Raw genomic sequence first — 12,716 nt, forward strand, 5'->3', positions numbered from 1 at the left:
AACATGAAGAAAATTTTAATTGGGTTTATAACCTTTCTAAGTACCACGACAACTTTAAGCGCACAAACCACCGGAGGAAGCCTTTCCGGACAAAGTGCTGAGAAGCTGGAAGACACGATGACACTTCCGGAAGGAATGCTTTCCGAAACGGACAGTCTTTACCTGGACTGGATTTCAAAGAATTATATCAACCTGGGAGAGAACTGTGTCGCTACCGACAACAGTCCGGAAATCAGTGATTCGATCTATATTGAACGCCTGCAGAGAATACCGGCCATTATCGAAATGCCTTATAATGAGATTGTAAGGAAATTCATTGACATGTATGCAACTCGCTTGCGACAGAAAGTTGCATTTATGTTAAGCGCCAACAATTTTTACATGCCGATATTCGAGGAAGCGCTCGACTTATACGATCTTCCACTGGAACTGAAGTACCTTCCTGTCATCGAATCGGCATTGAATCCGATGGCTACTTCCCGGCAAGGAGCTGTGGGACTGTGGCAATTCATGCTGGCTACAGGTAAGATCTATGGTCTGAAGAGTACCAGTCTGGTTGACGAACGCCGTGATCCGATAAAGTCTACCCGGGCAGCCGCACGCTACCTGAAGGATTTATACGATATTTACCACGACTGGAACCTGGTACTGGCTGCCTACAACTGCGGTCCGGGAACCATCAACAAGGCCATCCGCCGTGCCGACGGGGAAAAGGATTTCTGGAAGCTCTATAATTACCTGCCTAAAGAGACCCGAAGCTATGTGCCTGCGTTCATTGCAGCCAACTACATCATGACTTACTATTGCGAACACAATATCAGTCCGCTCGAAATGCGTATGCCCGAGGGAACGGATACCATCCACATCTCTCGCCCGCTCCATTTCCAGCAAATCTCCGACGTATGTAAGATCAGCGTGGATGAGCTGAGAGCTTTGAATCCGGAATTCAAGAAAGACATCATCCCCGGCAACGAAGAGACCTATGCCCTGCGTTTGCCCAACAACATGGTCAGCTGTTTCCTGGAACATGAAGACAGTATCTATAACTATAAGCCGGAGGTTTATCAGACCCGCCGCAAGACTGTATCCATGCCGCAACAGACAGCCGGAAGTTCCGGAAAAGCCGTTTATCACAGAATCAGAAACGGTGAGACACTGGGAGGAATTGCCGCACGTTACGGAGTCAGCGTCAGCCAGTTGAGACGATTGAACGGCATAAAGGGAAGCAACATACGTGCCGGAAAATCCATCCGCATCAGGTGATAAAATAATATGACGAAATCATACAAGCCCCCTGCCTGCTGAATTTACATGAAGCAGACAGGGGGCTTTTCATTTCCCTTCAACAAAAAAATATATATTACACTTGGTTAATTCTTTATTTTCCTTATTTTTGCAATATAGATTATGGAGGGACAAACAATGACGGATGAGAAACAGGTGCAAGAACAAGCAGATGAAAAACAAATCAATGAGGCTTTTCAAGAATTATTGAGCCGATATCTGGAAAGTAAACACCGTAAAAAAGTAGAAATCATTACCAAAGCCTTCAATTTTGCAAGACAAGCTCATAAAGGAGTCAGAAGGCGCTCGGGAGAACCTTATATACTGCATCCTATCGCGGTAGCCCGCATCGCATGCGTAGAAATCGGGCTGGGTTCGACCTCCATCTGTTCTGCCTTGCTCCACGATGTGGTAGAAGATACGGACTATACCGTGGAAGACATTGAAAACCTGTTCGGTCCTAAGATTGCACAGATTGTAGACGGACTGACCAAGATTTCGGGAGGAATTTTCGGCGACCGGGCCTCAGCCCAGGCAGAAAACTTCAAGAAGCTGCTGCTTACGATGAATGACGACATCCGTGTGATTCTGATCAAGATTGCCGACCGCCTTCATAACATGCGTACATTGGGCTCCATGCTTCCGAGCAAGCAGTATAAAATTGCCGGAGAGACCTTATATATTTATGCCCCGTTGGCCAACCGTCTGGGGTTGAACCGTATCAAGACAGAGCTGGAAGACCTGAGTTTCAAGTATGAGCATCCGGAAACCTACCAGGAGATACAGCATAAATTGCAGGAAACGCAAAAGGAGCGTGACAGCATCTTTACCGAATTTACGGCTCCTATCCGTGAGCAACTGGACAAGATGGGTATTCCCTATCAGATTCTTGCCCGCATCAAATCTCCTTATTCCATCTGGAATAAGATGCAGACCAAGCACATTACTTTCGAAGAGATTTATGACATTCTGGCAGTCCGGATCATCTTTACTCCACGCAACGAAGAGGAGGAACTGAACGACTGCTTTGACATATATGTAGCGATATCCAAAATCTACAAGCCGCATCCCGACAGGTTGCGGGACTGGGTCAGTCACCCGAAAGCCAATGGGTATCAGGCACTTCATGTAACCCTGATGAGCAATAAGGGGCAGTGGATTGAGGTGCAGATACGAAGTGAGCGGATGAACGATGTGGCAGAACAGGGTTTTGCCGCACACTGGAAATACAAGGAAGGTGGAGGCAGCGAAGACGAAGGCGAACTGAGCAAGTGGCTGAAAACCATTAAGGAGATTCTGGACGATCCGCAGCCGGATGCCCTCGATTTCCTGGATACCATTAAGCTGAACCTGTTTGCTTCGGAGATTTTTGTCTTTACCCCGAAGGGGGAAATCAAGACCATGCCGCAGAACTGTACGGCGCTGGACTTTGCATTTTCCATCCATACTTTCTTGGGCAGCCACTGTATCGGCGCGAAAGTCAACCATAAGCTCGTACCGCTGAGCCACAAGCTGCAGAGTGGAGACCAGGTGGAAATCCTGACTTCCAAATCCCAGAAGGTACAGCCTTCATGGATTAATTTTGCAACCACCGCAAAGGCCAAGACAAAGATTCTGGCCATCCTGAAACGCGAGAAAAAAGAATACCAGCAGAAAGGTGAAGACCTGCTGACGGATTTCTTCCATAAAGAGGGGGTAGAGTTTAACGATGAGAATACCAAAAAACTCTGTACGCTGCATCATGTGAAGAATTTCGAAGAGCTGACTTTAAGTATCGGACAGGGAGTATTCACACTGGGCGATGTCGACAGGGATGAACTGAAGGGAAAACCGACTCCTACCAACTGGAAGAAGTACATTTCGTTTGCATTCGGAGGAAACAAGTCCAAGCCTGAAGAAAAGAAAGAAGCGGCTCCGCTGGAGATTGACAAGAAGAAAATCATCAAGATTACTCCCGATGCCATCCAGAAAAACTATATCCTGGCAGATTGCTGCAAGCCTATTCCGGGAGATGACGTACTGGGATACATTGATGACAACAACCGTATTGTGATTCACAAACGGCAGTGTCCTATTGCCACGCAACTGAAGACCAGTTTCGGCAACCGTCTGCTGGCTGTCAAGTGGGAGATTGGAAAAGCCCTGAACTTCCCGGTCAATGTATACCTGAAAGGAATAGACGGTATAGGTGTGTTGAACCAGGTGACTCAGATTATTTCGCAGCAACTGAATGTAAACATCCACAAATTGCACATCGAATCGAACGACGGTATTTTCGAAGGAAGAATCCAGTTGTATGTACACGACGTAGATGATGTGAATACGATTTGTACGAACCTGAAGAAGATTGACCACATCAAGAAAGTGACGCGTATAGAAAACTTTGATGACATCATTACTGAATAAAACAATTCGTCCTGAACAGCTGGAAGGTTGTTCAGGACGAATTGTTTTATCAGAACGGCTGTTAAGCAGGGCCGTTTCCCAGCAGTGATAATCTGCCCTCTTTACGTTTTCCGTCAAAAGCCTTTTTCACCTTACGGAAACCTCCTCCGTCAGGTAATATAATCCAGTTCCTTGCGCATGCTCAGCAGTTCCTCGCGCACCCGTTTCAGGCGGGCAACGATTTCCGCCGTATCCCGTACCGCTTCCTTATTCTGCTCCAGCCTCTGCTTGGCTCCGGCCAGCGTCATTCCTTTCTCCTTGACCAGGTGATAGACCAGGCGCACATTGGCGATGTCCTCCTCCCGGTACTGACGGATATTTCCGGCAGCCTTCTTGGGAGAAATGATCGGGAATTCCTTTTCCCAATAGCGCAGCAGAGATTCCTTGACGTCAAACATCTCTGCCACCTCCTTGATGGAATAATACAGTTTCAAGGGCTTTTTTTTCAGTACCATATGCAATCAGAAATAAGTCAGATTAGTCGAATACTTTTCCATGGTTCTCGGCCAACTGGATCATCTTGTCGTAATCGTCCGCATTCAAATCCATAAAATAATAATTGACCGGATTCATGATTTTTCCTTTCAGGTGTACCTCATAATGCAAATGAGGGCCGGTACTTTTCCCGGTACTTCCCACCTTGCCGATGGTCTCTCCACGTACCACCTTCTGCCCTACCTTCACATCTATCTTGCTCAGGTGAGCATATCGGGTCACATAACCGAAGCCGTGGTCCAGCAGAATACAGTTTCCATAAAGTCCTTCCCACCCGGCTTTCACCACCTTGGCATTTCCGGTCGCATATACCGGCGTACCGACATTCGCCGAGAAGTCCATTCCCGCATGAAATTTGATGGTCTTGTAAATCGGGTCGATACGGTTACCGTAACCGGAGGCTGTCTGCTTGAGGTTCTTGTTCGCCACAGGCTGAATGGCCGGAATACAAGCCAGCATCTCATCGTGCCGCTTGCACAGGTCGACAATCTCATCGTACGATTTCGACTGGATATACAACTGTCTGGAAAGCAGGTCCATCTTCTGAGTGGTATTCACCACCAGCTTGGAACTGGCCATATCCATAAGTTCCTCGTAACGGTTGGTTTTGCTGTAACTGGCCGTACGCAGCCCGTCGGCCACCGGATCGGCCTGCATGATGACCCTGTAGAGATTGTCATCGCGCTGCTGAAGCTGCTGCATCACCCCCAGCGCCTCATCCAGCCGCGAAGAAAGAATGTGATACTGTGACTGTAAGCGAGAGTTTTCCATCCTCAGATCTTTTTCAGAAGGAGACCCGAATATCAGCAAAAGTACGATAAAGCTGCCGGCTCCCAGTCCCATTCCAATAAACAGATTACGCAAGTAATTCATTACGCGCTGACGTACGGTAGGATAAATCCGATCATAAGTACGCGTCTTCGGATTGTATATATAGTAAACTTTACGCATTCAATTCAAATTTTGAAATTTTTTAAGGTAGCAAAACTCAAGTTTTCCCCAAAACATACGGACAAAAATAATAAAACCGATTATCTTTGCAAATCAATTTTCAGAATATTAACTACAAGATAATATAAACATTATGTTGACAGCAAATGAAATCCGCGACTCTTTTGTAAAATTCTTCGAGTCGAAAGGGCATCAGATTGTACCGTCTGCACCGATGGTAATCAAGGACGATCCTACTCTGATGTTTACCAATGCAGGTATGAACCAGTTCAAAGACATTATCCTGGGTAACCACCCTGCAAAATACAAACGTGTGACAGACTCTCAAAAATGTCTTCGCGTAAGCGGTAAGCACAATGACCTGGAAGAAGTAGGTCATGATACCTATCACCATACAATGTTTGAGATGCTGGGCAACTGGTCTTTCGGCGATTACTTCAAGAAAGAAGCCATCAGCTGGGCCTGGGAATTTTTGGTGGACGTACTGAAAATCGATCCCGCTCACTTATATGCCACTGTATTCGAAGGAAGCCCGGAGGAAGGTCTGGAACGTGATAACGAAGCCGCTTCTTACTGGGAACAGTACATGCCGGCCGACCACATCATCAACGGTAACAAGCACGATAACTTCTGGGAAATGGGTGATACAGGTCCTTGCGGTCCTTGCTCTGAAATCCACATCGACCTGCGTCCGGAAGAAGAACGCAAGCTCATTCCGGGACGTGAACTGGTAAACAAAGACCACCCGCAGGTAATTGAAATCTGGAACCTGGTGTTCATGCAGTACAACCGTAAGGCAGACGGCAGCCTGGAAGGTCTTCCAGCCAAGGTAATCGATACCGGTATGGGATTCGAACGTCTGTGTATGGCCATGCAGGGCAAACGCTCCAACTACGATACCGATGTATTCCAGCCGATCATCAAGGTAATCGGTGACCTGGCAGGAGTCACTTATGGAAAAGACGAAAAGATTGACGTGGCCATGCGCGTAATCGCCGACCACATCCGTACCATCGCCTTCTCTATCACAGACGGCCAGTTGCCTTCAAATGCCAAAGCCGGTTACGTGATCCGCCGTATCCTGCGCCGTGCCGTACGTTATGCATACACCTTCCTCGGACAGAAACAGGCATTCATGTTCAAGCTGGTTCCGGTACTGATTGAAAACATGGGAGGAGCTTATCCGGAACTGAAAGCCCAGCAGTCACTGATTGAAAAAGTAATCAAGGAAGAAGAAGAATCTTTCTTGCGTACACTGGAAACCGGTATCCGTCTGCTCGACAAGACCATGGCCGAAACCAAGGCTGCAGGAAAGACCGAAATCAGCGGAGTAGATGCATTTACCCTGTATGATACCTTCGGATTCCCGTTCGACCTCACCGAACTGATTTTGCGTGAAAACGGAATGGCTGCCGACGTGAAAGGTTTCGAGGCTGAAATGAAGAAGCAGAAAGACCGTGCCCGTAATGCAGCTGCTGTAGAAACCGGTGACTGGATTACCCTGAAAGAAGGTGAGACTACATTTGTAGGATACGATTATACAGAATATGAGACTTCTATCCTGCGTTACCGTCAGGTAAAACAGAAGAATCAGACTTTATATCAGATTGTACTGAGCGACACTCCGTTCTATGCAGAAAGTGGTGGTCAGGTAGGTGATACCGGTGTACTGGTCAGCGAATTCGAGACCATCGACATCATCGACACCAAGAAAGAAAACAACCTGCCGATCCACATTGCCAAGAAATTGCCGGAACACCTCGATGCTCCGATGATGGCTTGTGTAGATACCGACAAGCGTGATGCCTGTGCGGCCAACCACTCTTGTACTCACCTGCTCGACGAAGCACTGCGTCAGGTACTGGGTACACACGTAGAACAGAAAGGTTCATTGGTGACTCCGGACTCTCTGCGTTTCGACTTCTCTCACTTCCAGAAAGTGACTCCGGAACAGATCCGCGAAGTAGAACACCTGGTCAATGCCAAGATCCGCGAAAACGTACCTTTGACCGAATACCGCAACCTGCCGATTGAAAAGGCCCGTGAACTGGGTGCCATCGCCCTCTTCGGTGAGAAATACGGTGATGAAGTACGTGTCGTACAGTTCGGTTCTTCCATCGAATTCTGTGGAGGTACTCACGTATCGGCTACCGGAAAGATCGGTATGGTAAAAATCATTTCTGAAAGTTCTGTAGCTGCCGGTGTACGCCGTATCGAAGCCGTAACCGGAGCGAAGGTTGAAGAAATGTTCGACACCGTACAGGATACCCTCAGCGACCTGAAGGCCCTGTTCAACAACGCTCCCGACCTGAAGGCTGCCATCGCCAAATACATTGACGAAAATGCAGGCCTGAAGAAGCAGGTAGAAGAGTTCATGAAAGAAAAAGAAGCCTCAGTGAAGAGCAAACTGATTGAATCTGCAAAGGATGTCAACGGTGTTAAGGTTATCAAGGCCGTATTGCCGATGCCTGCCGATGCAGTGAAGAACATTGCCTTCCAGTTGAAAGGCCAGTTCCCTGAAAACCTGTTCGTTGTAATCGGCAGCGAGTTCGAAGGAAAACCGTTGCTGACAGTCACTATGAGTGAAGATCAGGTAAAAGCCGGACTGAATGCCGGTCAGCTGGTACGCGAAGCTGCCAAACTGATTCAGGGTGGCGGTGGCGGTCAGCCTCACTTTGCTACTGCCGGCGGTAAGAATCCGGAAGGATTGAGTCAGGCAGTCGATAAAGTCATTGAACTGGCAGGATTTTGATTTTCCTACCCTATAATATAGAAAAAGACCGGTATACGCATACCGGTCTTTTTCTATTATCACCACAACAGTCTCAAAGCTATTCCAGGATTTTCTTTTCCCGCTTCAGATCGTCCATGTTCCTATCGGGAGAAACCAGCATCATGCTCCGGATCACATCTCCTGGATGACAGGTATATTCATAAAAATCCGACTCTTCCGGAGGCAGTTCCGCTTTCGGAATGCCCCGTGTACGGAGTTCAGCAAATTCCTCCAGGCTGATTTCATCCCCTTGCCGGACAAATAAAATGCGGCTTACAATGGGATTCCGGTTATAATCGTGGGTCAAAAAACGTCTTCTCCAAATATTGAAATAATTGATGTAGAGGCTATCGGACGTATCGCATAGATTGAACTCATGTTGCTTTGAGTAAAGATTGATAAGTTTCTCTTTAATCGAAATTCTTCCAAAAGACAATTCTTACCCTGTCTAATAAAAAAGTGATAGATTTTTGCATATATATCGGAATTTATTCATACCTTTGAAATGTAAAGGTTTCCTACAAGGAATTAATAGGGAATGCTGTGTGAATCGGCAACAGTCCCCGCTACTGTATAACTCTTTCCTTATTGGGATAAAAATTTTCGAAATCTTATGCCACTAGTTTATTGACTGGGAAGGCTCGAAGATTAGAGTAAGTCAGGAGACCTGCCTTTACGCTATAGAATCTACTTCTGCGGGTGTCGGAAGTTTAGGTGTATTATGTCCACAACTTGCTACCACTCCCTGCTCAGTAGATTTATTTGTATGTTTTTCGTGAATTTTTGTTTGCGAGCATTGTTAATGACAAAAACAATCAAAGAATGAATTTATGAGAAATTTATTTTTAGTAGGCGTAATCTATTCATTGCTTCTAATTTCGGTACTAGGGTGTAGGCCGAATCATGACGTTTCCTCTACAGAAATTATGCAAATTCTATGGCAGGGGGATTACGATGACGGCAATAATGTTCGTGAAATAAGAGTCATGTTTAATTTTGAATCATCTGGTTATTATGTCATTGACGATGAGGTTTTTGGTTTTTCCTACTATAGGAAAGACAGAATAATTCAAATTTCGGGTTACAATGGGAGGCTATTAAACGGAGAATGGTTTATTGACAACTTGACTACAAGTAAGCTAATTATGAAAAAACACCCTCTCAAAACAAAATTGATTATGTTGGACCTTAAAAGAGTATTATAGCCATGAAGAACTTTAGATTCATATATTTCATTATTATCCTATATTCCTTAATTGGGTGTACAAATAGTGAAGAATCTTTATTGATAACAGATGACAATAGCAATATAGGAGAGGAGGTGATTCTCTTACGAGAAAGAGATAAAAATCATCCCTGTATTGACTATTCAAACATTCACCCCAAACATACAACCACAAGAGCAGACTTGACCATTAGCGACTTTGTAGGAAGGGGTTTCAAGATGGAATACTATCCGTTTGAAAATGCACAAAATGTTGGTTTCCCTGTTATTGACATGGCAAAATATATTACTGACAAACCAGATTTCTATCAATCATCTCCAGTAAAAGAAAGTTATTCAAAATATGAGTCATTCAGTGGTTACGAACGTTACGAAACAAAAATTAACAAAGTAAGCACTGTAAGCACAGGCTTCTCATTGGACTTTAAAATATTTCAAATAGGTGCAAAGAAGACTACTAAAACAATATTCAAATGTACAGACACCCAACTCAATCAAAATGTTTTTGGAGAATTAGCTATAAAATTCTATGATAGAAAATTCCAACTCTTAATTCCCGTCAGTACAAGAGAGGATATTTATAGAAATTATTTACACAAAGATTTTTTAGACCAACTCTATTACACTACACCCGATGAAGTGATAAAATATTACGGTGGATTTGTTTTGACTCAATTTCTGTCCGGGGGGCAGGCTACTGCTTTATATTGTGGAGAATATATTGAGAATTCACATGATGAAGATAACCAGAAAGAAACAAATCTTAATGCCGAGATTAGTGCATCAATTGATATCAAAAAGAAAGGACAAACAAGAAGTAATAATGGAATTCCATATCAAAGTATTCTCATAGGACGGGAGCCTGGGTCATCTATGTCTATTACAAATAAGTTTCAAAATATAAAATTTTCCTTACGGACACTTGGTGGACTACCTGCGTATTCTCAATTTACAGTCCCTAAAGACATCAATTCACTGGTTTTTGATATTTCTACATGGAGTAGATCTCTTGAAAACTCTTCAAACTTAACCATAGCTGAATTGACAGAAGAGTCTTTAATCCCTATAAGTGATCTTATAGAAGAAGATAATCTGAAACAGGCATTTTATACCTAATTACCAAAAAGGGATTAACAGAGAAGTTGCATACATGCAAGAACCACACATAAAATTACGACTGATTTTTTACAATCAGCAAATATCGGTATGGGAAACATGTTTAGTGACAAGATATGGGGAACATGTCAGACTACGAACGGCGACCATTTCTCCAAATCAATCCGGAAGTTATTTATATGAAGAAGCTGACAGAGTTAGTATTTTATTCCCTGGGTTAAAAGTAGTAGGTATCCCTAGCTATTACAAACCGGGAGGAAGCAATAATGCCTATTTAGTTGACAATCAAAATAGATTTTCTATCAATGGAATGACAAAGTTTACTGATACTAAAACAGGCAAGATATATCTTTTAACAACTGTTCCTGAGACAGGTGAAAAATTAGCTTATACGCTATATGATTCCAATGTTATTAATGATTATATATTTGCTCCTCTGATTAATAGCTTACCAATAAATAACAATGTGACCCTTAAAAGCATAAGAAAACAATACTATTTGATCGCACTGTAAAATTGGGATTCAACTGTGTAAGCATACAAATGTGAGAAAAATTATGTCCGTAATGACAAAATCACTTCACTACGGAAGAGCACTATAAAATATTTTGTGTAAATGGAAATACGGGACTCAAAGTTCTGTATTTCTTATTTAACCCTGCTGTTTGAGTCATCAAGGTAAGGAAATGTCTTTAAACCGGTAAAAAAATTACCGGTTTTTTCTTTTTCAGAAGGAAAAGAGCCCAACCTGCTGCTTCAATAAAAAAAGTTAAATAGCATCCATTTCATAAACTAAAGACAAATTTCATTTGTTACTTTTTCAAAAATCACACGTTTGTTTATTAAATCTCACTATCTTCCAATTAGTATAGAAAAAAATATCTTTTTAATCATCAAGAATAAAAATTCCAGTATGAAAATCGTAAAATTAATTTCCTTTTTCTGCTTTTTAGCAGTCCTGTTTACTGCATGTCATAAGAACAAGGCAGGAGACGAAATCGCTTCGGTCACTCCGGAAGAACTGCGCACCCTGTTCCGTTTTGACACGCAAAAGGATGTGTACGAGAACCTGCAGTCACTCAACTCATTCGACAAAGAAAAACCGTACCAGATAAAGGGAAAGACCATTGTCATCAGCCGGCTGACTCCTGAAGACATCGATGCTTTACAGGGCAGTTTCAATCTGACAGTGGCAGGAACAGTCAACCGCACTCCTTTTCAGGAGACACTGGCTTTCAAAGGATTCAAGAAAAAAGATCCGGAACAGGGAGGCGGAGAGGAAGACAATACCCTCACGCAGGAAGAACTCAGAAGTATTTTCATTTTCGATACCAGCGAAACGGTTACCGTGGCACTTGCCAGCCTGGAACAGTTCAAGGGAGAAAAACAGATCAATAGCAAACAGGTATTCATTGATGAGATACGCGTACAAAAACAGGATGCGAAGCTCGGTACTTTCACGCTTGTCGTAACCGGAAACGTAAACCACAAGAAGGATTTTGAGCAGACCTTGGAATTCACCGGTTTTGCTCCGGAGAAAGATGAAGAAAAACCGGCGGACAAGCCGTCCGACTACAATATGGCACAAAGAGCCTACATAGAAGTCACTCCAGGCAAAAATATCTATGAGGCCAACTTCGATGCCTTTCACCGCGAGCATCAGACAGACAACTTTGCCGTACAGCTGAAAGGTCTGCTGACAATTCATTCATCTGACAATGACGGAACACCGTATGCATATACCGAGGAAGATATGCAGAACACTTCGCTCACGGAACTGAGATATGAATCCGGAGAAAAGAAATTATATTTGAAAGTAAAGTATAAAAACTACACCAGTCCGGAATTGTATCTGCCTTTCGACCACAATGAATATTACAAGACTTTCATCATTGTAAATCAGGAAGAAGTAGGCAAGTATTATCAGAGTGGCGTATTGCATTATACGGAAGAAAACGGTGATGGAGGATATCTGTTCAGCCAGTTCATTACGGCACGTAACAGTTTCCTGGTGCAATACCAGTCCTCACAGAAAGCTGGAGAGTATATCAACTATTCGGTAAAACTGCTTGACTCCAGCCATCAGGAACTTGCGCTCTTTGATGTAGCAGTAAACGGATTCAGAGCATTGACCAACCTGAAGAATGAACTGATTATCACCGGAGGAGCGTATTCCGATTACATCCGTAATGCACTTAAGAAAGGAGGAGACGTAGAAGCCCTTATCAAACAGACCTTCACCCAGCATATCAAGGACCTTGCATTCTCTATTAACGGTACCTTGCTGACTTACGATGCTAGTAAGCATTGTATATTAATTAAACGTTGTACTTTTGTATAAAGTTTCAACATCAAAGTGTGGAATAAGACCGACGTAAGCTTAGTCATTTAGATTGTTTCGAATGTTCAGCCCCCACACTTTTACAT

Annotated in this window: 10 protein-coding genes and 1 riboswitch; of the genes, 7 read left to right on the forward strand and 3 right to left on the reverse strand. The window is 43.7% G+C overall.

The features are described from left to right. The first annotated feature begins 3 nt into the window (after positions 1-3). Both H3001_RS07670 and H3001_RS07675 read left to right on the forward strand, forming a co-directional pair. On the forward strand, positions 4-1,263 hold the full coding sequence (locus H3001_RS07670) for a lytic transglycosylase domain-containing protein (protein WP_181214599.1): 1,260 nt from the start codon (positions 4-6) through the stop codon (positions 1,261-1,263). Positions 1,264-1,422: 159 nt separating this feature from the next. Then, a complete protein-coding gene (locus H3001_RS07675) occupies positions 1,423-3,690 on the forward strand; it encodes a RelA/SpoT family protein (RefSeq protein ID WP_181214609.1) in 2,268 nt (755 codons plus the stop codon). A 149-nt stretch (positions 3,691-3,839) separates the two neighbouring features. On the opposite strand, the gene H3001_RS07680 is transcribed toward H3001_RS07675, so the two are convergent. Continuing rightward, positions 3,840-4,184, reverse strand: coding sequence for a MerR family transcriptional regulator (locus tag H3001_RS07680; protein WP_181214600.1), 345 nt, complete (start codon positions 4,182-4,184; stop codon positions 3,840-3,842). Between the two features lie 22 nt (positions 4,185-4,206). Then, entirely contained in the window at positions 4,207-5,175 is a 969-nt protein-coding gene (locus tag H3001_RS07685; protein WP_181214601.1) for a M23 family metallopeptidase, read from the reverse strand. Between the two features lie 133 nt (positions 5,176-5,308). Here H3001_RS07685 and alaS point away from each other — a divergent pair, with 133 nt between their 5' ends. Further along, positions 5,309-7,927 carry an alanine--tRNA ligase gene (gene alaS / locus H3001_RS07690; RefSeq protein ID WP_181214602.1) on the forward strand — a complete coding sequence of 873 codons (2,619 nt, stop codon included), beginning with the start codon at positions 5,309-5,311 and terminating at the stop codon, positions 7,925-7,927. A gap of 79 nt (positions 7,928-8,006) precedes the next feature. Here the strand turns inward: alaS and H3001_RS07695 are convergent, their stop codons facing one another. After that, positions 8,007-8,255: a hypothetical protein gene (locus H3001_RS07695; protein WP_181214603.1), complete on the reverse strand. Its 249-nt coding sequence runs from the start codon at positions 8,253-8,255 to the stop codon at positions 8,007-8,009. Between the two features lie 187 nt (positions 8,256-8,442). Continuing rightward, positions 8,443-8,637: riboswitch (cobalamin riboswitch) on the forward strand. A 141-nt stretch (positions 8,638-8,778) separates the two neighbouring features. On the opposite strand from H3001_RS07695, the gene H3001_RS07700 reads away from it, so the two are divergent. The 4 genes from H3001_RS07700 to H3001_RS07715 all read left to right on the forward strand — a co-directional run bounded on the left by H3001_RS07700 (position 8,779) and on the right by H3001_RS07715 (position 12,630). Continuing rightward, positions 8,779-9,153 (forward strand): hypothetical protein, encoded by a 375-nt coding sequence (locus H3001_RS07700; RefSeq protein ID WP_181214604.1) that lies wholly within the window; start codon positions 8,779-8,781, stop codon positions 9,151-9,153. Between the two features lie 2 nt (positions 9,154-9,155). Then, a complete protein-coding gene (locus H3001_RS07705) occupies positions 9,156-10,289 on the forward strand; it encodes an MAC/perforin domain-containing protein (protein WP_181214605.1) in 1,134 nt (377 codons plus the stop codon). Positions 10,290-10,323: 34 nt separating this feature from the next. Beyond that, the gene (locus H3001_RS07710) at positions 10,324-10,803 is read left to right on the forward strand and encodes a hypothetical protein (protein WP_181214606.1); all 480 of its coding nucleotides are present in this window, start codon (positions 10,324-10,326) and stop codon (positions 10,801-10,803) included. A 399-nt stretch (positions 10,804-11,202) separates the two neighbouring features. Further along, on the forward strand, positions 11,203-12,630 hold the full coding sequence (locus H3001_RS07715) for a hypothetical protein (protein WP_181214607.1): 1,428 nt from the start codon (positions 11,203-11,205) through the stop codon (positions 12,628-12,630). Positions 12,631-12,716 lie beyond the last annotated feature (86 nt).

The sequence above is a fragment of the Phocaeicola faecicola genome, from assembly GCF_013618865.1.
GTDB lineage: Bacteria > Bacteroidota > Bacteroidia > Bacteroidales > Bacteroidaceae > Phocaeicola > Phocaeicola faecicola.